Raw genomic sequence first — 21,667 nt, 5'->3', positions numbered from 1 at the left:
CATGTACGACATGCCCGAGGATATCGACGTCCGCGCGGACGGTGCCCTGCGCATCATCACGCTGAACCGGCCCGACGCGCTCAATGCCGTCAACGACGGCTTGCACACCGGACTGGCGCGGTTGTGGCCTCAGCTGAGCGAAGACCGGGATGCCCGCGCCGCGGTACTCACCGGAAGCGGCAAAGCCTTCTCTGCGGGTGGCGACTTCGCCTACCTCGCCGAGCTCGCGGCAGACCGCGAACTGCGCGCCCGGACCATCGCTCACGGCCGCGAACTCGTCCTCGGGATGGCACGCTGCCGTATTCCGGTGATCGCGGCGGTCAACGGACCGGCTGTGGGACTGGGCTGCAGCTTGGTTGCGCTCAGTGACATCGTCTACATGGCCGAGACGGCCTACCTCGCTGATCCTCATGTACAGGTCGGGTTGGTCGCGGCCGACGGTGGACCGCTCACCTGGCCGCTGCAGATCAGTCTGCTGCAAGCCAAGGAGTACGCCCTCACCGGCGCACGCATACCCGCGGCGAAAGCATGCGAGCTCGGATTGGCCAACCACATGGTTGCCGATCCGCTGAGCGAAGCACTCGCTTGTGCCAAACGCATCGCGGAACAGCCCCGGCAGGCTGTCGAGAGCACGAAGCGGTTGCTGAACATGCATATCGAGCGTGCCGTACTCGCCACGCTGGACTATGCGATGACCGCCGAGGAGCTGACGTTCCAATCCGACGACTTCCAGACCAACATCGCCCGGCTCACGGCGGGAAAGAGCTGAGAAGGTATGGGCGACGCCTTGGGGACGAGTGGTCTGCGGTTCGAGCGTGAGGGTTCGATCGGCTGGTGCGTCATCGATCGGCCGGCGGCGCGGAACGCGTTCACGCCCGCGATGTATTTCGGTCTGAAGCGGGCTGTCCGGCTGGTGAATTCCGATCCCGACCTTGCTGCGCTCATCATCACCGGTGTCGGCGATGTGTTCGCGCCGGGCGGTGATCTCGGCGGCCGATCAGAGCCGGGCGACTCGCTCCCCGAGGGACTGGCGGGCAACGACGTGGTCCCGTTCCTCACGATCCGGGACAGTCGGGCACCGGTGATCGCGGCCGTCAACGGCATCTGTCAGGCGGGCGGTCTGCTGGTCGCGATGATGTCCGATATCGCAGTAGCCAGCGATCGGGCGACATTCCGGGTGCCCGAGCTTCTCCGCGGTATCCCCGATGCGACCTTTGCGGCGGCCCTTCCCGCGCACATCGGCATAGCCGCAGCGCGGGACCTCATGCTGTCCGCGCGCCGCTTCGATGCCGCCGAGGCGCAGCGCCTGGGGGTGATCTCCCGCGTGGTACCTCACGAGAATCTGCGGGCCGCCGCGCTGGAGGCTGCCCGCGAGGTGCTGCAGACGTCCCCCGAGGCCCGCGCCCAGGTGAAGCGAATGCTGAACGAGCGTTACGGATTCATCGACTACCAAACGATGTTCGGCGCACTCGAAAGTTCACCGGAGCCCCGCGAGGGTATGCGGGCATTCATGGAGAAGCGCAACCCGAACTGGATCCCGGCGGATCTTCCGACCTGACTCGAGAGGAGGTCGGGGACCAGGCCTCTGTCGTATGAGGCGTAACCCGGGGATTACCCGTCGGTGGTCGCCAGTTCTCGAAGAAGGTCCTTGGTGCGACCGACCGACGCTTTCGCGTCGGCGCCGACGGGGAAGACCGCAGCCCAGATGTCGGTGGCACCCGCGTCGAGGAGACCTTGCAGCTGGGTGCGCACCGACGTCTCGTCGCCGACGATGGCAACGTCGGCCGGGCTCGATGCACCGCCGACCTCCAGAATGCGTTGGTAATTCGGCATTCCCGCGTACATGGTGGCGGTTGCGGCAACGGCTTCGCGGGCTTCATCGGCGTCGTCGTGAACCGCAACGGGGAGCCCGGCGACTATCCGGGGAGTGGCACGGCCCACGCGTGTCGCGGCGGCATGGATTGCGGGCGCGACGCGGGATTCGATCACCTTCGCGGAAGCCATCCACAGGATGGTGCCGTCGGCGTACTGCCCTGCCACCCGGAGCATGCGCGGGGACATCGCTGAAAGAAGGACAGGCACCTCGTGGGCCAGGGGCACCATGCGGCCGGCACTCCGTGTGGTCCACTCCTGACCGCGGATGTCGACCTCTTCACCGTGGAGCAGTGCGGCGACTATCCGTACGTATTCCTCGGTGTTCTGACCGGGCCGGTCGTAGGAGAGTCCGTACACCTCACGGACCAGGGACTCGTGTGAAGGGCCCAGCCCCAGAGTGAATCCGCGACGGCCCATTGCTTCGGAAACGGCGGCTACCCGATTCGCCTGCAGCAAGGGGTGGCACGGATAGGTCTGCAGGACAGCGGTTCCGAGTTCGATCGATGTCGTGGCGCGACCGGCAACCGTCACCGCCGCCAGTGGATCACCGGCGACGGTGCTGGCGTACCAGAGTGAGGTGAAGCCATCCGCCTCGGCTTGTACCGCTTGGTGCACGATCTTGTCGGTCGACGATGCGCCGCCGGTCAATCCGATACGCATGTGAATCTCCTTGCCGCACGGACATAGCCGTGCCTTATGCCTTGTCGATCAAGTACAGATCTCCGTATGAGAGAACTGTAGTGTCGAAATAAGAATATTGATAGCTTGCTATGAGAATCATATTTCCAAGGAGGAACTGATGTTTGCCAATGTCACCCCGATCACCGACACCATCGGTGTCGAAATCACGGGAATCGAGGGCAGCCGACTCGCCGACGCGCAGGCCGCCGCTCGGTGCCGAGCCCTGCTCGACATGCACGGTGTGGTGGTTTTTCGTGACGCCCACATCGCGGATGCCGACCTGGTAGCCCTGAGTCGCATGCTCGGCGACGTCGTCGTGGCGCCGGTAGGTGGTCAGGAGAAGCACCCGGAAATCTCGGCCATCAGTCTGGATCCAGCCACGACTGTCCTGGCTTCCTACAACAAGGGCACCTTCCACTGGCACATCGACGGCGCCACTGACGCGGTCCCGCAGAAGTCGACGCTCCTCACCGCGCTCGAGGTGTCAGAAGAGGGCGGTGACACCGAGTTCGCCAACACCTACGCCGGTTACGAAGCCCTTACCGAGGATGAGAAGGCGTCCCTCGCCGATCTGCGCGTGGTGCACAGCTTCGCAGCGGCGCAACTCCTGGCCAACCCTGATCCGTCGGACAAGCAACGGGCAGCATGGGCGCGGGTGCCGACGCGCGAGCACCCCCTGATCTGGACGCGTCGCAACGGACGGAAGTCGCTTCTGCTCGGCGCGACCGCCGCGCATGTGGTCGGCTGGCCCGAGGAGCAGGGGCGGGCACTTCTCGACCGTCTGCTCGACTGGTCGACGCAACCTCGATTTTCTCTGCGACATCATTGGCGTCGCGGCGACCTGGTCTTATGGGACAACACCGGAATGCTGCACCGCGCCGTCCCCTATGCGCCCACCTCACCCCGGTTGCTGCACCGGACCACCCTGATCGGCGAGGAAGCCGTCGCTTGAGCGCATGCAGCCGGCATGCATCGGCCACCATCCACGCTCACAGGACCATCTTTGAAGGAGAGGCAGATGACCACCGACGATGTCGCAAGGCTCCAGCGTGACGTGCGGTACTTGATGGACCGCGGCGAAATCCTCGACTGCGTTGCCAGGCATTCTCGTGGCTGCGATCGCCACGATTCCGATCTCCTGTGTGGCACTTACCACGACGACGGAATCGACGAGCACGGCACCAGCACCAACAGAGGACCGGACTACGCGAACTGGGCGAATGCCGCACACGCGGCCACCTCGCTGGCGCATACACACAACATCACCACCCACACGTGCGAGATCGACGGCGATACCGCCCACTGCGAGAGCTACGTGTTGGTGGGATTACTCCTCAACGACGGGGTCACGGTGCAACTACTCAACGGCCGCTATCTCGACCGACTCGAACGACGCGACGGTGGGTGGCGGATCGCGGTGCGGCGCTCGACCGTCGAATGGAGCGCGAAAGCTGACGCGTCGATGTTGCAATCGCGCTTCTTCACCGAGAAGGCGTTCCTGAGAGGCACGCGAGCCAAGGACGACCTGTCCTACCAGCGCCCGCTGCGCATCGACACACCGGCACCAGCACGCTGGTGACCGACGTGCGGCCGGAATGAGTGCGGCGGAGGTCTCGGGACCGTCGGTCCCGAGACCTCCGCCGCATTCGCACTTATTTCGGCGGGAATCGCAGGCCACCGTCGAGCCGGATGACCTCGCCGTTGAGATAGTCGTTCTCGACGATCGATGCGGCGAGAGTCGCGTACTCGGATGGCCGGCCCATGCGCTTGGGATGGGGAACCTGGGGTCCCCAGTAGGCCTCGAGCTGATCTCCGGCCTTGCCATAGGCCGGAGTCAGGATGGTGCCCGGTGCAATTGTCACGACCCGGATGCCGAGGGGGGAGAGGTCCCGGGCGGCCACGAGGGTCATGCCGACGATGCCGCCCTTCGCTGCGGAGTAGGGGAGTTGTCCGATCTGGCCTTCGTAGGCCGCGATGGACGCAGTATTGATGATCACGCCTCGGCCACTGTCGTCGATCGGCTCCTGTTTGGCGATTGCGGCCGCGGCCAATCGCATGACGTTGAAGGACGAGATCAGGTAGGACTCGATGGTCGTCCGGAACGCAGCAAGATCCATGGGGCTTCCATCCTTACCGACGAGCCGCCCGCCCCCGGCTGGGCCGCCGTGTGTGTCCACCGAGATGCGCAGCGGCCCCAGCGACTCCGCCTCGGCGATCGCAGCCCCGACGGATTCCTCGTCCGAGGCGTCGGTACGCACGTAGCGGACTCCCAGCTCCTCCTCCAGTTCCTTGCCCTTGTCGTCGGCGACGTCGGCGACGACCACCTTGGCTCCCGCCTCATGGAGACGGCGAACGGTGGCTTGGCCCAACCCGCCCGTGCCTCCGACGACTATCGCGGAACAACCCATGATCTGCATCGCAATTTCCCTTCTTGCAAGTAAGCCTCTTGTACTGAGAGAATCATGTTCTCATGAACATCAACATGATTCTAGAGATGGCCGCGACCGACAGCGACAAGGCGGTTGTGACCGTCGACGAGCGCTCGTTGACCGCCGCGCAGCTCCTCGACCTCGCCCACCGCGCCGCCGACCGGTTCCGGGATCACCCGGCCGTGCTCTATCTCGGTGCCAATCATCTCGGCTATCCGGTCGCCCTGTTCGGGGCCGCCCTGGCCGGCGTCCCGTTCGTGCCACTCAACTACCGGCTCGGTGATCAGCAGTTGACTGCACTGCAGGATCGCCATGCCGGCGCCGTGATCCTCCGCCCCGAAGATCTCGACGCCCTCGTCGATGTCGACGTGGTGCAGGACGAGCCCGCGGAAGCGCCCGCCCCGCAGTGGGACGGTGACAGCGTCGCCGTGATCATCTACACGAGCGGAACCACGTCGGATCCCAAGCCTGCTGTGCTGCGGCATCGGCACCTGCTGGCCTACGTCCTGAACACGATGGAGTTCGCATCCGCCGCGAACACGGATGCCGCGTTGGTGGCAGTTCCGCCCTACCACATCGCCGGCCTGACTAACCTGCTCTCGAACCTGTACACCGGCCGTCGCGTGGTCTACCTGGCCGGGTTCGACCCGACCGTGTGGCTTGACACCGTCCGGCGCGAGGGCATCACGCACGCAATGCTGGTGCCCACGATGCTGGCCCGCGTCGCCGCCGAACTGGGCGACGCCGACGCGGAAACACCGACCCTGCAGAGCCTGGCCTACGGCGGATCCCGTACTCCGAGGCCCGTTCTCGAGCACGCGCTACGCGCATTTCCGGACACGGGTTTCGTCAACGCCTACGGTCTCACCGAAACGGCGTCGTCGGTGGCCGTTCTGTCCCCCGAAGATCACCGGGCGGCGTTCGCGTCGAGCGATCCGGCTGTGCGGGACCGGCTCGGGTCGGTCGGGCGGCCGCTGCCCGGGATCGAGATCGAGGTCCGCACGGAAACCGGTGAGCCGGTCGCGGCAGGCGAGACCGGCCTGGTCTTCGTGCGGGGCGAGCAGATCTCCGGCGAATACGGCGGACGCAGTGTGCTCGACGCGGACGGCTGGTTCGCGACCCGGGACCTCGGTCACCTCGATGCGGACGGCTACCTGTTCGTCGAGGGCAGGGCTGACGACACGATCATCCGCGGCGGCGAGAACATCGCACCGGCAGAGATTGAAGACGTGCTGCTCCGCCACCCGGCGATTTCCGAGGCAGCAGTGATCGGAATACCCGACACCGAATGGGGACAGCGAATAGTCGCTGTTCTCGTCGGAGACGCAGACCCGGCCGAAATCAGGCAGTGGGTCAAAGACAGGCTGCGTTCCTCGAAAACCCCGGACACCGTCGTGTTCCGAGATGAACTCCCGAAAACTGAGACCGGAAAACTACTGCGCCGCACCCTTGTGGCCGAACTGGAGAACTCCCATGCCTGAAGCCGTCATCGTCTCCGCGCTGCGCACTCCCATCGGCACTGCCGTGAAGGGAACGTTGCGCGACACCACCGCTCACGACCTTGCTCACCACGTCGTCGCCGCAGCAGCAGAAGATCTCGACCCGGGCCTGATCGACGATGTGATCCTCGGTGAAGGCCTGTACGGCGGCGGGGTGGTTGCCAGGCACGCCGCACTCACCGCAGGACTGACCGAGGTTCCCGGGCTGGCGCACAACCGGCACTGCGCCGCCGGCCAGGCCGCGGTGCAGAGCGCGGCCGCGAGCATCCGGGCGGGTATGGACGAGCTGGTCATAGCCGGCGGAGTCAATTCGGCGTCCACCTCGCCGAAATCACTGTTCAAGGTGGACGGCGAGTGGGTGCCGTGGTTCCCGCCCACCCATCCCGAACAGGCCAATGCCCCCACGATGGATATGTCGATCACGGTCGGATGGAACGCGGCCGTCGAGGCGGGCGTGACCCGGCAAGAGATGGACGAGTGGGCATTTCGCTCACATCGCAACGCCGTGCAAGCCATCGATGAGGGCAGGTTCAAGGAAGAGATCGTTCCCATCGACACGCCCCACGGACTCTTCTCGGTCGACGAGCATCCGCGGCGCGAGACGAGCTTGGAGAAACTGGCGTCACTGAAGCCGCTGCATCCGGAGATCGAGGGGTTCAGCATCACAGCGGGAAACGCGTGCGGTGGCAACGACGGCGCTGCCGTCCTGACGATCGCGAGTGACCGTCTCGGATTACCTGCGCTTGCCACCGTTCGGTCGTGGGCGTCCGTCGGGATCGACCCCGCACTCACCGGTCTGGCGCCGGTCAGGGCAATCCCGAAAGCCCTTACCCGAGCGGGTATCTCTCTTGCCGATGTCGACCTGTTCGAAATCAACGAAGCTTTCGCCGCGATGTGCGTTGCCACCATCAAGCTGCTCGAGATCGACCCGGACAAGGTCAATGTGAGCGGAAGTGGTTGTTCGCTCGGACATCCTGTTGCAGCGACCGGTGCCCGGATGCTGGTGACGCTGGTGCACGAACTGCGCCGTCGCGGTGGCGGTATCGGTGTGGCGGCAATGTGTGCGGGCGGGGGAATGGGGTCGGCGACGGTGATCGAGGTTCCAGCGCCGTGACTGTGAGCCGACCCGTCAGTGATTCCCCTGTGTCATCTAGTGTTTCGGACCTCGTCGCGGCAGCGCGTGCAGGCTCCGTGCGTGCGGCGGGACGGTTGCTCAGCCTGGTAGAGAGTAGCCGTCGCTCCGAAGTGCTCGACTCGCTGGCCTCGGTGGTCGACTCGCCGGCCGCGGCGCCCGCCCGGGTGGTCGGTGTGACGGGGCCGCCCGGTGCCGGCAAGTCGACGACCATCGGAGCCCTCGTCGCAGAGTATCGGCAGCGGGGCCTGCGGGTGGCGGTACTGGCGGTCGACCCGTCCTCGCCGTACAGCGGCGGTGCGCTTCTCGGCGACCGAATCCGGATGGCCGCGCACATCAACGACCCGGGCGTGCTCATACGGTCGGTCGCAACGCGCGGCCACCTGGGCGGCCTGGCCGCGGCGGTGCCCGCGGCCATCCGCTTGCTCGGGGCGCTGTCGTATGACCTCGTCCTGCTCGAAACGGTGGGGGTGGGGCAGTCCGAGATCGAGATCGCGGCCATCGCTGACCCTACGATCGTGATACTCAACCCCGGTGCGGGTGACGCTATTCAAGCCGCGAAGGCAGGTTTGTTGGAGGTCGCAGACATCCTCGTCGTCAACAAGGCCGATCGCGATGGCGCCGACCAGACCGTACGAGACCTCCGAGCCGAGTTCCACGTGCCGATCCTCACCCTCGTCGCCGCACGAGCCGAGGGAGTGTCCACCTTGGTGGAGGTGATCGAGGCCCACCGTCGCGCCGACACACTCGCGCGCCGGACAGCACGGGCGCGGGCACAAGTCCTCTCCCTTGCGCACACTCGCCTGCGGACTCATCCCGGACTGGCGCATCTTGCCGCCTCGGTCGCGGCCGGCCGCCACGACCCCTACACGGCGGCTGATCTGTTGCTCGCTCCCGCGTCCGAGGCTGCCCACGACATGCGGGCCTTCCGGTACGAGACGGAAGACCCGGCCTTCTGTGATGCGGGCGGATCAACCGAGTGAGGCAATGACCTGGGGAAGGTCGGTGGTCGAGCGGATTCCCGAGGCGGCAGCGCACACGAAGGGCACCGCGTTCACAGCGCGGTGTGCCGTGTAACCGGGCGCCACCGCACCCATCCGTTCGGGCGGCACCGGCATTGTGATGTCGACGTCGAGGGGGCGCGTCCCCATCGACAGTGACATGCCACCCGGTGGGGCGGACGTCCCAGGCCGGGTCGACGTCGGCTGTGCAGTACCAGGTAGCGCGGAAACGCAACAGTGCCCGGCCGTTCCGCATCCCGGCGGCGGTAATTCGCTGGGCCGCCACAGTACCCGCCTCCAGGACCCCGGCGGCGATGTGGGTTCTGTGGCGGGCGGTGGCAACCTCGCCACTCGCCTCCACGGAATCGAGCGGCTGCCCGAGGGCGTCGGCGACGAGTTGGAGCGAGGGCCCGAAACTCGTACGAGCATGCGACAACCGGGCTTCGCTGAAAGCGCCGGGAGCGCGTCCGAATCCCATGATCTCGAACAGAAGGTCTGGTGAATCCCTCTGTGACAGATCGGCATACTCGTCGATCGTCAGGTTGTCGAGCTGTCGTTGGATCGAGGTCAACACGAGCGGAACGGCTTCGGTAATGAACCCGGGACTGCTGCCGGTGCTGTGGATCGAGGTGTTGCCGAGCGCGCACGCGGCCTCGACCCGTGCGCGTACCTCGGCGTCCATGCCCGCCGGATAGTGGAACTCACCGCGGGTTGTCACGATATTGATCCCCGACGCCAGCAACCAGCACACTTCGTCGAAGTCGCACGCACGCGGCATGTACAGCACACAATCCGCTCCGGAGTCCACGACCTCCTCGATGCTCCGGGTGGCGGTGATGCCGGTAGCGGGCAGCCCGCACAGTTCGCCTGCATCGCGGCCGATCTTGTCGTCTGCGTGGACGTACACACCGGCCAAGGTCAGCGTCGGGTGTTCGATCACCGCCCGGAGTGCACGGGTGCCGATGTTTCCTGTCGCCCATTGCACGACCCGATACGGCCGGGTGGCAAGAGTCGATTCGACAGCGTTCTCGGACAAGGGATTTACACTCATGTCACACCTTTGATCGGTCGACGTGCCACCACGGAACGGGCGTCACGGGTGGATGCGGAGGAGGGCTTCTTGCGCATAGGACGCGACGAGGCTCCCGTCCTCGGTGAGAACATCGCCACGGCCGAAGCAGCGGCCGTGCGCCAGCAGTGGACTGTGCTGGCGAAGGAGGAGCCACCTGTCGGTGCGGAACGGCCGATGGAACCAGAGGCTGTGCGAGGTGACGGCAGAGGTGAATGCCGTGCCGTTACCGAGTTGACTGAGCCCGTGAAGTGGGCGCAGCGCCGTGCCGATAAGGTTCAGGTCGGTGGCGTACGCAGTGAGCGCCTGGGCCAACTCACCAGCGACTTCCGGTGTGCGCATCCAGAATTCGAAATCGGGGGTTGCGGCCGCCGTTGCGTTCAGGTCGGCGGCGGCGCGGGTCTCCCACGGGAGAAGGTCGAGGTGTACCCGGAATTCTTCCGGAAGGACGGCCGGAACCGCGGGAGTGCTTTGATGTTCGGGTCCGTCCTCACCGCAATGCAGGGAGATCGCGGCAGTCGCAACCACCCGTTCCGACTGCCGGGCGACGACCGCCACGGTTGCGAACGATCGGCCTTCGTGTTGAGTCGTGACCTCGTACCGGACCGGCTCGTCGGCGCGGCCCTCCCGTGCAAACAGCGCATGCATCGATTTGACGCTCTTGCTCGGACAGGTGAGACGAGCCGCCTCCAGGAACTGGCCCAGGATCTGTCCACCGAACAGTCGGTGGTAGTCCAGTTTCTGGTTGCTTCCCTCGAACACCGCGACCGTGGGGTCGGTGTCGGGTGGGTAGGGGCGCAGATCGAGGCAGGCGAGAAGGTCGTTCCATAGCTCGGGCACACACCGACTGTAATCGATGTTTCCCTCGTTGAGAATACCGTTCTCGTCAGGAGTGTGCGAAACCCCGCGAGCAGAAAGCCCAGACCTCGTCGGCGGAAATGGGACGGACAGTTGCGTCGTCGTTGCCGCCGCTGGACTGAGCGATGAACATGACGGTCTGCATCGTCATGGCAGCCATCCGGCGCGGGTTGATCTCGGCGCGCAATTCACCTGCGGCTTCGGCCTGCTCCATCAGCTCGGTAAACAGCGAGAGCAGCGCCGAGTGCGCGACCTTCACCTCGGCGGGATGGGAAATCAGCAACTGCGGGGCAAAGTCGGTAAACAGCGGACGATGCGCCACCGGGTCGGGGCGGCACGACTCGAACAGCAACTCGACGGCGACGCGGAGCTGGTCGAGTGGGTCGGTCTCGTTGGCTGCCGCGGCGCGGATCTGATCGGCAGACCGGGTCAATGCTTCCTCGAACAGGGCGAGGAGGAGTTCATGTTTACCGTCGAACTGCAGGTAGAAGCTACGCAGTGACTGCTTGGACCGGTCGACGAGCTCCTGCACCGTGAAGTCGGTGCTGCCCTTTTCGGTGATGATCGCCTGCGCGGCATCGAGGAATTTCTGCACTCGCTGCTCGGCGCGAAGCTTGGCGGTCTTGATGGAGCGTTCGACCGCGCGCTGCTTCCAGGCCGGCTCTTCGCTGATTTCGGTCACCGCCGGACCCCCCCTCTGTATGTAGCAAACATGTATCCACTGTACCGGAGAGGAGTATGGCGTTGGGTCGCCAGCCTGCGAGCTACGGACAAAAGTGGAACTCTTACTTTCGTCTAGCGAGAATGTTATTCTCGCTAGACCATTCGCAGCTCTGGCAAGGAGGCAAGCCGGGATGCTTTTCGAGTTCGACTCAGATCAGCGGTTGTGGCAGAAAACCGTCCGAGAGGTCATGGCCAAGGAGTGCCCGCCCACCCTGATCCGCACGATCGTCGACGACGGCGGCGACCCCGGTCCTCTGTGGAAAGTGTACGTCGACCTCGGCTGGACCGAGCTCACGGACGCCGACGTCGCCGTGGAATTGGCGATCGTCCTGGAAGAACTGGGCCGAGCTACCGATCCCACGCCCTACCTTGCGACGATGACACAGTTTGCTCCTCTGGCCGTGGGGAGTGCCGATCCTGCGCAGTCCGGCGCTGCGGTATTCGACGGTGTGAGCGCCCACCGCGACGGTCGTGGCTGGCTCCTGGACGGCACCGCCCACCGAGTCTTGGACGGAGATCGCGCAGATCTACTGGCTGTGGTCACGGGCGCCGGCGTCTTCGTTATTCCCGCAGAACGGGTGACCGCAACGCGCAGTCTGATCTTCGATCCGGTGCTGCACCTTGCCGAGGTGACCTTCAGTGGGGTTCGCGTGAGCGAAAGCGACCGCAGTGCCGCCGATCCGGAGCGCGCTCGTCAGCTGGCCCTGACCGGCATGGCGCTGACGATCGTCGGAGCCTGTCAGCGTATTCTCGACTCAGTGCTGGTTCATGTGAAGGACCGCAAGCAATTCGGTGCTCCGATCGGCTCCTTCCAGGCGGTCAAGCACAAAGCAGCGGACATGCACGTGGCCGTCGAACGTTCCCGCGCACTCGCCTACTATGCCGCCCTCACGATCGCCGCCGACGATCCCCGCCGCCGTGTGGCTGCGGCAATGGCCAAGGCCGCGGCGGGGGAGTGCCAGTCGCTGGTCTTCCGCAACGGCCTGCAGCTGTTCGGAGCCATGGGATTCACCTGGGAAAACGACCTTCAGTTCGCGCTCAAGCGCGCCAAAGCCGGCGAGCTCCTGCTCGGCGGCGCGGCCGAACATCGGGCGCTCATCGCCGAGGAGTACCGTGCAACTCACCTTTGATGCCGACGTCGAAGAATTCCGGGCCGAGTTCCTGGCCTTCCTCGCCGAACATCTGCCCGACGAGGCCGAGGCGGGGGAACGACCCCGCTCCAGTGCGGATGTTCCGGAGTGGGCCCGCCGCTGGCAGCGGATGCAGTTCGACAACGGCTGGCTGCTCCCCGGGAATCCTCCCGAGTTCGGCGGCCGAAATGCCAGTATCCTTCAGCAGTACGTGCATCTCGAGGAACTTTCCCGGCGCCGGATCTATCACAGCTTCAATCCCCAGGGCCTCGGCATCATCGCGGCTTCGTTGTTGTCGTTCGGTACGCCGGAACAGAAGGAACGTTGGGCTGCACCCATTTTGCGTGCCGAGATCACTGCTGCGCTCGGCATGAGTGAACCCGGTGCGGGCTCCGACCTCGCGTCGTTGCGTACACGCGCGGTGCGCGACGGTGACTCTTTCGTGGTGAACGGCCAGAAGGTGTGGACGTCCGGTGCCAACGAGGCCGACGTGTTGCTCACCTTCGTCCGCACCGATCCCGACGCTCCGAAGCACAAGGGAATCAGCGTGCTTCTGATTCCCACCGACACCCCGGGGGTCACGCGCCGTCCCTTCGCCTCCGTGTGTGCCGAGGACGACTTCGACTTCAACGAAGTGTTTTTCACGGACGTCAGGGTGCCCGCAGAGAACCTCGTCGGTGGGCTGAATCAGGGCTGGGGCGTTGCGAACGGTGCCCTAGGCCACGAACGCACCCTGTTGTGGCTGGGTTTCGCCGACCGACTACAGGATCTCGTCGAGGATTTCCGGCCTGTCACAGTTCTCGACCGTGACCGCTATGCCACGCTCGCCATGGACAATCAGGCGCTGCGGCTGCTGGGCTCTGCGGCGCTGGCCCGTGCAGACCGGGGTGAGCAGGACGTAGCTGCCCTGTCGGTTCTGAAGATCCTGGGATCCGAGGCAGTGCAGACCGCTTCGGAGCACGCGCTGGACGGCGCCGGGTTCGACGGTCTGGTCCACCCCGCGCTGACGGCACCGTACACGCCCTGGAACAACGACCATTTCGCGTCGAGTTGGTTCGAACGCTATGCGCGGAGCTTCGCCGGCACCATTGCCGGCGGCACGTCCGAAATTCAGCGCACGATCGTCGCCGAGCGCGTGCTCGGCCTACCCCGAAGCTGAGGAGTCCGACATGTATATCGACTACGAGGTTGCCGACAAGATCGCGACCATCACACTCAACCGCCCTGAGGCCGCCAATGCCCAGAACGGGGCCCTGCTCGACGAACTCGATGCAGCCTGGACCAAGGCGGCAGAGGACCCTGATGTGGCGGTGATCGTCTTGCGTGCCGAGGGGAAACACTTCTCCGCCGGTCACGACCTCAACGATCGGTGGCCGGCTCCCGCGGAGATCACCCTGGAATGGATTTACGGGGCGGAGACCCGTCGCTATCTGGAGTACTCGCTGCGTTGGCGCAATGTTCCGAAGCCGTCGATCGCGGCCGTCCAGGGGCGCTGCATCGCGGGCGGGCTGTTGTTGTGCTGGCCGTGCGACCTGATCGTCGCTGCCGAGGATGCCTCCTTCTCCGACCCGGTGGTGATGATGGGCATCGGTGGAGTCGAATATCACGGCCATACCTGGGAACTCGGCGCCCGCAAGGCGAAGGAAATTCTCTTCACCGGTCGTCCGGTGACGGCCGCGGAAGCCGAGCAGGTCGGCATGGTGAACAAGGTAGTGCCGCGGGATCAGCTCGACGCGGAGACTCGGGCCCTTGCCGAACATATCGCCACGATGCCCTCGTTCGGGCTGCGCCAGGCCAAGCGCGCGGTCAACCAGACGCTGGACGTGCAAGGCTTCTACGCTGCAATCCAGTCGGTGTTCGACATCCATCAGTCCGGACACGGCAACGCCTTGAGTGTCAGTGGCTACCCGATTCTGATGAAGCTGGACGAGATGAAAGAAAAAATTCAGTAAGAGGATTCAGTAGAAGTCTCGACTCCGATGGTGGGTCCCGTAAGCGGGGCCCACCATCGGGCGGTAAGCCGTCAGACCTTTTTGGTGACGCCGCCGTCGACCCGGATGATAGCGCCGGTAGTGAAACTCGATGCGTCACTGGCGAGATGGAGTGCGAGAGGTCCGAGTTCCTCCGGCTTCCCCATGCGACGCAGCGGCACGAACGACGCTTCCTCACCTTCAGCAGGCGCCCACGACTTCGAGACGTCCGTCAGGAAGGGGCCCGGCAGGATCGCGTTCACCCGGACCTTCGGCGCGAATGCATCGGCCAGTCCGACCGTGAGTGCATTAACCCCTGCTTTGGCGCAGGCATAGGGCAACTGACGCGCGCTCGCCACCAGGGACCCCGCGGTACCGACATTGATGATGGAGCCACCGTCGTTTTCGGCCATGTGGGTGGCGGCTCGAACGGCGAGCCGAAACGGTCCCTTGAGGTTGACAGCGAACGTCTTGTCATACAGCTCTTCGGTGATGTCGTCGAGGTTCTCGTACAGCGGTGACATTCCGGCGTTGTTCACCAGTACGTCGAGCCTTCCGAAATGTTCCAGGGTCTGTTCGATCAACTGGTCGCACTCGTCCCAGCGTCCGACGTGACAGGCTACGGGAAACGCTCGACTGCCGGTGGACGTCTCTACCTCCTTGGCCGCGAGCTCGCATGCATCGAGCTTGCGTGAGGCGATGACAACGTCGGCCCCCGCCTCGGCGAGAGCCTGCACGATGGCCCTTCCGATGCCGCGGGATCCGCCGGTGACGACGGCAACCTTGCCGGTCAGGTCATGTAGGGAAGCACTAGTGGTCATCCATGAATTATGCCCGAGTCGAGTGCCCTTTGGAAAGGACGTTCTGACATTCGAGAATCGCATTCTGCAGGCGGCGGAGTGCTTGTGTGGTGAGCTACATGCGGGGGGTGATTGTGCTTGTCGAGAGGTGAGGAACCACATGAATATGCAAGTGGTACAGGACAAGGCCGAGATCGTGGAGCTGATGTATCGGTACGCGCGAGCCATCGACACGAAAGACTGGGCGCTGCTGAATTCAGTGTTCACGGAGGACGCTCACCTCGACTACAGCTCGGTCGGGTACCCGCCCGGGCCGCGAGACGAGGTGATCGCCCTTCTCCGGGATGCGTTGACCCAGGTTCCGCTAACGCAGCATTTCGTCACGAATATCGAGATCGATCTCGATGGCGCCACTGCGAAGGTGCGGGCAATGTTCTTCAACCCCATGCAACTACCCGGCGTGAGCGGCATGACCTACTGCGGGGGCAACTACCACCACGAAGTGGTGCGTACTCCGGATGGCTGGAGAAGCGCCCGACTCCGGGAAGAGAGTCTTTGGTTCTCGAATCATCCCGGACCGAGCGGCCTTGACGAGGCCGCTCGGTCATAGCCGGTGTCAGAGCTGGACGAGGCGCGGCGCCGATCCTTCGGCCCGGATCATCGCGCCGGCTTCGCGGGTGAGTTCTCGCGCACTGCCGAGGAGGCCGTCGAGCACCAGCGCGCGCCGGATGTGCCGGTGTAGATCGTGTTCGGCGGTGAAACCTATCCCACCGAGCACCTGCTGGCAGTGACGAGCTGTTATGAGCGCCGCCTGGCCGGCCGCGGCCTTGGCGAGCAGGGAACCGAGGTCGTCGGTGGCGGCGGCCAGGGTTGCTTCGGCGCCCTCGATGGCGACGAGGGTCTCCGCGAGCCGATGCCGTACGGCCTGGAATGCGGCGACCGGCCTGCCGAACTGTGTACGACCCAGCGCGTGTGTTCGAGCCAGGGACAGCATGGCTCGGCTGGTACCGGTCAACCACCAACCGAGCGCTCGGCGGCCCGCAGCGAGCGGGACCGGACTTCCGGGGTCGACGATCGCCAGCGGTAGTTCACTGTCCAGTGTGCTGTACTGCGGTGCGGGCGCCTTGTCGGTGCGGTCCCACAGAACCCAGGAGCCTCCGGTGTACGGCAGGGGGACGGCGCCACCGACGGGGAGTCCCGCCTCGTCCAGCACCACGTCATTGAGGAAGGGTCCGTGTGCGCCGGTCTCCCCGAGGAGCCGGAACACGATCGGCACTGCGAGGTCTGGCATTTCGGTGAGCATGTCGTGCCACCCGAGTTCGGTGAGGGCGGTATCGAGATCTGCGCCCGATCGGGTGGTCATCGTTTTGCGAAGTGTGTCCTCGAGGAGGGTGAGCTCCACGTCGTACACGGTCATTCCGCCCCCAGGTCGAGTAGCCGGCGCGCGATGATGTTGCGTTGTATTTCCGCGGTGCCGCCGTAAATGGTTGCGGCGCGGGAATACAGGAATTCCGTGCGCCACTCGTTCTCGCCGAGTTCGAGCACCCCGGGGAGCAGGTCTCGGGCGGTGTCGAACAGTCGCTGTTCGGCGGTGGCCAGCAATACCTTGTCGATGGAGGTCTCCGGGCCGAGCTGGGCACCGTTTGCCAGTCGCTGCTGGGTGGCGTGGGAGCGACACCGAGCGGTGTGGAGCGCAAGGTATGCCGCACCGAGATCGCCGTCGTCCGACGTCGCGGTATTCGATTCCGTCAGCAATCGATCGAGACGGGTGAACAGATAGGCGATTCGGTGCCAGAAGCAGGTGGACCGTTCGTGAGGGAGTAGGTCCATGGCCACCCGCCATCCGTCGCCCGGGCGGCCGAGCATGCGATCCTCGGGAACGACCACATCGTCGAAGTACACCTCTGCGAACTCGTCGACGCCGTGCATCGTGCGCAACGGCCTGACGGTGATGCCTGGTGTGTTCATGTCGACGAAGAAGGCGGTGATACCGCCATGGCCCGGCGCGGTGCGGGTGAGTAGGACACAGCGGGTGGAGTACTGGGCGAGGCTCGTCCAGACCTTTTGCCCGTTGATCACCCATGTGTCGTCACCGCGGGGATCCGCGCGGGTGGTCAGCGAAGCGAGGTCGCTTCCCGAACCGGGTTCGGAAAAGCCCTGGCACCACTGCTCGCGGCCGCTGAGGAGTAACGGCACCATCTCGGCCGCCAACTCCGGGCGGGCGTACGAGATCATGGTCGGAGCGAGTACTTCGATCATCGAATAGATTCCGGGCTCGGCCAGGTCGCGGGTCGCCACTTCCTCGCCGAGGACGGCGCGAAGCACCGCGGGCCCGCCTACACCGCCGACCTCGGTGGGCCAGCCGTAGCGCATCCAACCGGCGTCGTAGAGGGCGCCACGCACCCGGGCCAACTGCGCGACCTGTCCGTCGAGCGAATGATCGGGCCCGGCGGACAGGTCGTTGTCTTCGAGCCAGCCGCGCAGACCTGCCCGAAATTCTGTGACGTTCATGCGCCAGGACGTTCGAAGGCGTGCGGGCGCCCCGAATCATGCGCTCCGCTACGGCGAATGAACGTCATGGCCCGTGTCCGAAGCCGCCAGCCGTCGGTGGTCCGGGCATAGGTGTCGTTGTAGTACCCGATTCGCATGTCGTGCGTCGCCTCGTCGACGAAGCACAGTGGCTGTGTCCCGGTTGCCGTGTCGCCGGACAACTCGATGAGGGGCGTACCGGTCATGAACAGACCCTTGGGTGCGGCAGCAACCAGTTCGGGGAACTGATCGAGGGGAAATGCGTCACCGAAGGCGCTGTAGGTGCCGTCAGCAGTGAAGACACCGGTCACCCCCTCGACGTCGCCCTTGGTCATGTTCACCGCATAGCGGGCGAGCAACTGCTGAATTTCCATCAGGTCGTCATTTGTTGACATAGACCTTGCCGCCTTTCATGACGAACCGCACATTCTGGGTCACGGTGATGTCGTCCACCGGGTCACCGGGAACACCGATGATGTCGGCCAGCAGGCCCTCCGCGAGCCGTCCCCGGTCGGTCACGTCGATCAGATCGGCGGCGGTGGTGGTCGCTGCCTGCAGCACCGACAAGGGCGGCATACCTCGCTCCACGAGGGCGACGAGTTCGTCGGCGTTCTTGCCGTGGGGAATCGCGGGTGCATCGGTGCCGACGGCGATCTTCACGCCTGCCTTATATGCCGCAAGAACCGAAGTGCGTGCGCGGGGGAACATCTCGGCTGCCTTGGCTTGCAGATCGGCAGGGGCATGCGAGACGTCCATGGCATCCGCGAGCCGGGTGGTGGGCACCAGGTAGGTACCGCGCTCGACCATGAGGTCGATGGCATCGTCGTCGATGAGGAAGCCGTGCTCGATGCAATCGATGCCTGCCTCCACCGCCGCACGCACCGCATCCGCGCCGTGTGTGTGCGACGCGACGCGCAACCCGCGCCGATGAGCCTCGTCCACGATGGCCCGTAGTTCCTCATCCGAATAGTGCTGCGCACCTGGAAGTCCGGTATGTGACATGACCCCGCCCGAGACGCACACCTTGATCAGCTGTGCGCCGTGCTTGATCTGATAGCGGACGGCCTTGCGTACCTCGTCGACCCCGTTGGCGATCCCTTCCTCGATGGTGAGGTCCAGAACACCGGGGGCGAACGCCGCGAACATCGTGGGGTCGAGATGCCCACCGGTGGGGGTGATCGCGTGTCCGGCCGGCACGATCCGGGGACCGTCCACCCAGCCGGCGTCGATCGCCTTGCCGAGCGCGACGTCGAGTAGGTAACCGCCCGTCTTGACGAAGAGTCCCAAATTGCGGACGGTGGTGAAACCGGCGTGCAGCGTGCGGCGGGCATTGCCCACCGCACGCAGCATGCGCAGCGGAGGATCGTCCTGCACGGTGGAGTACACGGGCTTCTCTCCCCGCCCACCCATCAGGAGGTTGACCTCCATGTCCATGAAGCCGGGAAGGAGGATCAGGTCGCCGAGATCCAGTACCTCCCCTTCCGCGTGGTCGCCGGCATTGCCGGCGTCAGAGCCGACACCGACAATGCGATCGTCCTCGATGTGGAGGATGCCGGGTCGGATGATCTCGCCGGAATCGATGTCGAGTAGCCCGGCCGCCTTCAGTGTCAGCATGATGTCAGACCACCGGTTCCTTGATGAGATCGACCCACGCCGCGCCGCTGTCGGGCACCCGGGCCTGCTTCCACACCTCGATCGGGAACGACACCATGACGAGCGACTGCATCAGGTGCACGAGGGAGCGGGCGTCGTCGGGCAGGTCGTCGAAGTCGAACTTGTCGCAATACGTGATCGCGTCTTCGAGGCGGCCGAACGCGGCGTCGTAGAACTCCTGCATCTCGGGCATGGTGGAGGCGAGGCGTTTTGCATAACGCTCGGGTTCGGTCTGCAGGGCCCAGCCGGCGTACGGCTCGAGGTCGACGAACTCAGTTGGCAGAGCCATCACGGTACTCCTTGACGTAATCTTTGACGGTCTTGTGAAGGTGGCGGAGAAGAACTTCCTGATCGCAGAGCGGGAAGTCGGTGACGGTGCCGGTGGCAAGCATCGACTGGGTTGCCTCGAGGGTGTTGGCATCCTGGAGTGCGTACTCCTTGAAAGTCACCGCAGCCAGCTCCTGCGCGAGGCGTTCGCGCGTGTTCTTCGGGGGAACGAAGTAGAGGTTCGCCTCGAAGGTGTGGCGACCGACCTCTGTCGGCCAGTACTGGTACGTGAGGTACCAGCCCGGTGCCCAGAACAGGAGCGAGAAGTTGGGGAAGATTTCGAATTCGTCGATGCCCCAGGGCTTTGCGCCGGCGGGGTTGATGCCGCGCGGCAACGGATCGAGCCCCTCGATGTCCGGACGATCCCACGGACCGAAGAGACCACTGCGCAGGACTCGCTCGATCGGCTTGACCATGTTGAGATCCTTCGGCGGCGACATGCCACCCCAGGAGGAGATCATCGAGTGGGGAGTCTGCAGCTCGTAGTGCAGTGCCTCGAAGCCGTAGCCGATGAGCTTGTCGGCCTCGTCCTTGGTTGCCTGCTTCTGGTGGAGCACAGGCGCGTGGTAGAACTCGGCGAACGCGTCGATGAACAGCTTCCAGTTACTCGCGATGTCGGAGCGGTAGCTGTAGACCTCGGTCATCTCGTGGAAGGGGTAACCCTTGAGGCTCTGGCCGTAGTCGCCGAGGTATTCCTCCAGTGATACTGCTTCGGGATCGAGGTTGACGAAGATGAAGCCTTCCCAGACCTCGCAGCGCACGTCCTTGAGGCCGTAGTTGCTCTTGTCCAGGTCGAAGAACTCGCCCTCCTGCTGAACGAACGTGAGCTCGCCTTCGAGGCTGTAGCGCCACGCGTGGTACTTGCAGGTGAACTGACGGCAGGTGCCGGACGTTTCTTCCTGCGGGAAGTCGTTCCACACCAGCTTGTTACCGCGGTGGCGGCAGACGTTGTGGAAGGCGCGAATCGTGCCGTCGGCCCCCTTGACGATGATCAGTGAGGTGTCGGCAGCCTTCAGTTCTCTGGTGAAGTAACCACCGGTCTTCGGCACCTGTTCGACGCGCCCGACCAGCAGCCAGGTGCGCTTGAAGATTGCGACCCGCTCGTCTTCGTAGAACTGGGGATCAGTGGAGTCGGTGTAATCGACCGGCTCGGTACCCAGTTGGGGGAAACTCTCTGTCCAGCTTCCCGCAGCTGGTTTCGTGAAGTGGGGCACGGGTCTACCTTTCCTGTTCGAGCTCTATGCCGAATGTGTTGAAAGCCATGGCCATCATGGTGTAGCCGCCGATCGTGAAGACCAGGTCCATTTGCTGCCGTTCATCGAGACGTTCACCGAGAGCGGCCCAGGTCCGATCCGACAGGCGGGACGTCTCGTCGAGTTCGTCCACGGCCGCGAGCAACTTCTGCTCGAAGTCGTCGGCGGCTTCGCCGCGCTGCGCGGAGGCGATCTCGTCCGCGGACAGTCCTACTTCTCTGCCGAGTTCCGTGTGGTGTGTCAGCTCGTACGTGCAGTCGCGGCGATACGCGACCCGCAGGATTGCCAGCTCGCGCAGGCGTGCGGGCAGGGTCGACCGGTACAGCAGGTGAACGCTGAAGCCGAGAAATGCCTTTGTCAGGTCAGGGTGGCGAGCGAGTGTCGCCAACGCTGTGCCCGCCCCTTCCGGATTCTGCCGTTCCCTGGGAAGCATCCCGGCGAAGGCGAATCGTGCTTTGTCGTCCCAGCGGTCTGCGGGCAGCGGGGGCAGTAAGGGCATTCGTAACCTCCTCTCGATGAGAATAACATTCTCAAATATGAGCACTAGGTTTCCATGGGTTGCTCCGATAGTCAATCTCTGCGGTAAAAAGTGTTGTCCACCGCGGTCAACGGCACCCCTCGCCGAGGGGCGGGCAGTGCGATCCCGGCTGACGTGACCGCCCGGCCGGCAGCCTCCTCCTCGGGTGCATCCGATTCTGTATAGCTTGATTCTCTGTAATGGAGAGGATAGTTTCCAAG

24 protein-coding genes and 1 pseudogene are annotated in these 21,667 nt (G+C 64.7%); 11 read left to right on the top strand and 14 right to left on the bottom strand.

Annotation, left to right across the window (positions count from 1 at the left end; genetic code table 11):
• Position 1: 1 nt before the first annotated feature.
• Both HYG77_RS10725 and HYG77_RS10720 read left to right on the top strand, forming a co-directional pair.
• Positions 2–769, top strand: coding sequence for an enoyl-CoA hydratase/isomerase family protein (locus HYG77_RS10725; RefSeq protein WP_208962639.1), 768 nt, complete (start codon positions 2–4; stop codon positions 767–769).
• A 6-nt stretch (positions 770–775) separates the two neighbouring features.
• Positions 776–1,558 (top strand): enoyl-CoA hydratase/isomerase family protein, encoded by a 783-nt coding sequence (locus HYG77_RS10720; protein ID WP_208962638.1) that lies wholly within the window; start codon positions 776–778, stop codon positions 1,556–1,558.
• 53 nt (positions 1,559–1,611) lie between these two features.
• Here the strand turns inward: HYG77_RS10720 and HYG77_RS10715 are convergent, their stop codons facing one another.
• Positions 1,612–2,535 carry a TIGR03564 family F420-dependent LLM class oxidoreductase gene (locus HYG77_RS10715; RefSeq protein WP_208962637.1) on the bottom strand — a complete coding sequence of 308 codons (924 nt, stop codon included), beginning with the start codon at positions 2,533–2,535 and terminating at the stop codon, positions 1,612–1,614.
• A 139-nt stretch (positions 2,536–2,674) separates the two neighbouring features.
• On the opposite strand from HYG77_RS10715, the gene HYG77_RS10710 reads away from it, so the two are divergent.
• Both HYG77_RS10710 and HYG77_RS10705 read left to right on the top strand, forming a co-directional pair.
• Entirely contained in the window at positions 2,675–3,508 is an 834-nt protein-coding gene (locus HYG77_RS10710; RefSeq protein ID WP_208962636.1) for a TauD/TfdA family dioxygenase, read from the top strand.
• Positions 3,509–3,574: 66 nt separating this feature from the next.
• Positions 3,575–4,135, top strand: a complete 561-nt coding sequence (locus HYG77_RS10705; RefSeq protein ID WP_109326966.1) for a nuclear transport factor 2 family protein — start codon at positions 3,575–3,577, stop codon at positions 4,133–4,135.
• 73 nt (positions 4,136–4,208) lie between these two features.
• On the opposite strand, the gene HYG77_RS10700 is transcribed toward HYG77_RS10705, so the two are convergent.
• Positions 4,209–4,973, bottom strand: a complete 765-nt coding sequence (locus tag HYG77_RS10700; RefSeq protein ID WP_109326970.1) for an SDR family oxidoreductase — start codon at positions 4,971–4,973, stop codon at positions 4,209–4,211.
• Between the two features lie 53 nt (positions 4,974–5,026).
• On the opposite strand from HYG77_RS10700, the gene HYG77_RS10695 reads away from it, so the two are divergent.
• From HYG77_RS10695 to meaB, 3 genes are read left to right on the top strand one after another with little or no spacing between them, the layout of a single operon-like run.
• A complete protein-coding gene (locus HYG77_RS10695; protein ID WP_208962635.1) occupies positions 5,027–6,466 on the top strand; it encodes an AMP-binding protein in 1,440 nt (479 codons plus the stop codon).
• Positions 6,459–7,598, top strand: coding sequence for a thiolase family protein (locus HYG77_RS10690; protein WP_208962634.1), 1,140 nt, complete (start codon positions 6,459–6,461; stop codon positions 7,596–7,598). The genes HYG77_RS10695 and HYG77_RS10690 overlap by 8 nt, the downstream gene beginning before the upstream one ends.
• Positions 7,599–7,627: 29 nt before the next feature.
• On the top strand, positions 7,628–8,599 hold the full coding sequence (gene meaB, locus HYG77_RS10685) for a methylmalonyl Co-A mutase-associated GTPase MeaB (RefSeq protein WP_109334869.1): 972 nt from the start codon (positions 7,628–7,630) through the stop codon (positions 8,597–8,599).
• Here meaB and HYG77_RS39540 read toward each other — a convergent pair.
• The 4 genes and pseudogenes from HYG77_RS39540 to HYG77_RS10670 all read right to left on the bottom strand — a co-directional run bounded on the left by HYG77_RS39540 (position 8,588) and on the right by HYG77_RS10670 (position 11,226).
• Entirely contained in the window at positions 8,588–8,779 is a 192-nt protein-coding gene (locus HYG77_RS39540; protein WP_244461417.1) for a hypothetical protein, read from the bottom strand. The genes meaB and HYG77_RS39540 overlap by 12 nt on opposite strands.
• A gap of 40 nt (positions 8,780–8,819) precedes the next feature.
• Positions 8,820–9,668 (bottom strand): annotated as a pseudogene (locus tag HYG77_RS10680) (dihydrodipicolinate reductase); the annotation flags it as partial.
• Between the two features lie 42 nt (positions 9,669–9,710).
• Positions 9,711–10,526, bottom strand: coding sequence for an acyl-CoA thioesterase domain-containing protein (locus tag HYG77_RS10675; RefSeq protein ID WP_208962633.1), 816 nt, complete (start codon positions 10,524–10,526; stop codon positions 9,711–9,713).
• A 46-nt stretch (positions 10,527–10,572) separates the two neighbouring features.
• Entirely contained in the window at positions 10,573–11,226 is a 654-nt protein-coding gene (locus HYG77_RS10670) for a TetR/AcrR family transcriptional regulator (RefSeq protein WP_109326978.1), read from the bottom strand.
• Positions 11,227–11,398: 172 nt separating this feature from the next.
• Here HYG77_RS10670 and HYG77_RS10665 point away from each other — a divergent pair, with 172 nt between their 5' ends.
• From HYG77_RS10665 to HYG77_RS10655, 3 genes are read left to right on the top strand one after another with little or no spacing between them, the layout of a single operon-like run.
• The gene (locus HYG77_RS10665) at positions 11,399–12,397 is read left to right on the top strand and encodes an acyl-CoA dehydrogenase family protein (RefSeq protein ID WP_208962632.1); all 999 of its coding nucleotides are present in this window, start codon (positions 11,399–11,401) and stop codon (positions 12,395–12,397) included.
• A complete protein-coding gene (locus HYG77_RS10660; protein ID WP_208962631.1) occupies positions 12,381–13,556 on the top strand; it encodes an acyl-CoA dehydrogenase family protein in 1,176 nt (391 codons plus the stop codon). Before HYG77_RS10665 ends, HYG77_RS10660 begins: the two co-directional genes overlap by 17 nt.
• Positions 13,557–13,566: 10 nt before the next feature.
• Positions 13,567–14,349, top strand: a complete 783-nt coding sequence (locus HYG77_RS10655) for an enoyl-CoA hydratase (RefSeq protein ID WP_208962630.1) — start codon at positions 13,567–13,569, stop codon at positions 14,347–14,349.
• A 71-nt stretch (positions 14,350–14,420) separates the two neighbouring features.
• On the opposite strand, the gene HYG77_RS10650 is transcribed toward HYG77_RS10655, so the two are convergent.
• Complete coding sequence (locus tag HYG77_RS10650; protein ID WP_109326982.1) at positions 14,421–15,188, bottom strand: glucose 1-dehydrogenase; 768 nt, start codon at positions 15,186–15,188, stop codon at positions 14,421–14,423.
• A gap of 139 nt (positions 15,189–15,327) precedes the next feature.
• Here HYG77_RS10650 and HYG77_RS10645 point away from each other — a divergent pair, with 139 nt between their 5' ends.
• Positions 15,328–15,777, top strand: coding sequence for a nuclear transport factor 2 family protein (locus tag HYG77_RS10645; protein WP_208962629.1), 450 nt, complete (start codon positions 15,328–15,330; stop codon positions 15,775–15,777).
• Between the two features lie 6 nt (positions 15,778–15,783).
• Here HYG77_RS10645 and HYG77_RS10640 read toward each other — a convergent pair whose 3' ends face one another.
• The 7 genes from HYG77_RS10640 to HYG77_RS10610 are packed head-to-tail and all read right to left on the bottom strand — an operon-like array spanning position 15,784 to position 21,428.
• The gene (locus HYG77_RS10640; RefSeq protein WP_109326985.1) at positions 15,784–16,584 is read right to left on the bottom strand and encodes an acyl-CoA dehydrogenase family protein; all 801 of its coding nucleotides are present in this window, start codon (positions 16,582–16,584) and stop codon (positions 15,784–15,786) included.
• Positions 16,581–17,678, bottom strand: a complete 1,098-nt coding sequence (locus tag HYG77_RS10635) for an acyl-CoA dehydrogenase family protein (RefSeq protein ID WP_109326986.1) — start codon at positions 17,676–17,678, stop codon at positions 16,581–16,583. The genes HYG77_RS10640 and HYG77_RS10635 overlap by 4 nt, the downstream gene beginning before the upstream one ends.
• The gene (locus tag HYG77_RS10630; RefSeq protein WP_208962628.1) at positions 17,675–18,091 is read right to left on the bottom strand and encodes a nuclear transport factor 2 family protein; all 417 of its coding nucleotides are present in this window, start codon (positions 18,089–18,091) and stop codon (positions 17,675–17,677) included. Before HYG77_RS10630 ends, HYG77_RS10635 begins: the two co-directional genes overlap by 4 nt.
• On the bottom strand, positions 18,078–19,310 hold the full coding sequence (locus tag HYG77_RS10625) for an amidohydrolase family protein (protein ID WP_109326990.1): 1,233 nt from the start codon (positions 19,308–19,310) through the stop codon (positions 18,078–18,080). Before HYG77_RS10625 ends, HYG77_RS10630 begins: the two co-directional genes overlap by 14 nt.
• A gap of 4 nt (positions 19,311–19,314) precedes the next feature.
• The gene (locus tag HYG77_RS10620) at positions 19,315–19,638 is read right to left on the bottom strand and encodes a hypothetical protein (protein WP_109326994.1); all 324 of its coding nucleotides are present in this window, start codon (positions 19,636–19,638) and stop codon (positions 19,315–19,317) included.
• A complete protein-coding gene (locus HYG77_RS10615; protein WP_109326995.1) occupies positions 19,622–20,890 on the bottom strand; it encodes an aromatic ring-hydroxylating dioxygenase subunit alpha in 1,269 nt (422 codons plus the stop codon). The genes HYG77_RS10620 and HYG77_RS10615 overlap by 17 nt, the downstream gene beginning before the upstream one ends.
• A 4-nt stretch (positions 20,891–20,894) precedes the next feature.
• The gene (locus tag HYG77_RS10610; protein ID WP_109326996.1) at positions 20,895–21,428 is read right to left on the bottom strand and encodes a carboxymuconolactone decarboxylase family protein; all 534 of its coding nucleotides are present in this window, start codon (positions 21,426–21,428) and stop codon (positions 20,895–20,897) included.
• Positions 21,429–21,667 lie beyond the last annotated feature (239 nt).

Source organism: Rhodococcus sp. ZPP (assembly GCF_017656075.1).
In the GTDB taxonomy this organism is placed as follows: domain Bacteria; phylum Actinomycetota; class Actinomycetes; order Mycobacteriales; family Mycobacteriaceae; genus Rhodococcus_F; species Rhodococcus_F oxybenzonivorans.
Note: the sequence above shows the minus strand (reverse complement) of the source record. Positions and strands in the feature narration are given on the sequence as shown.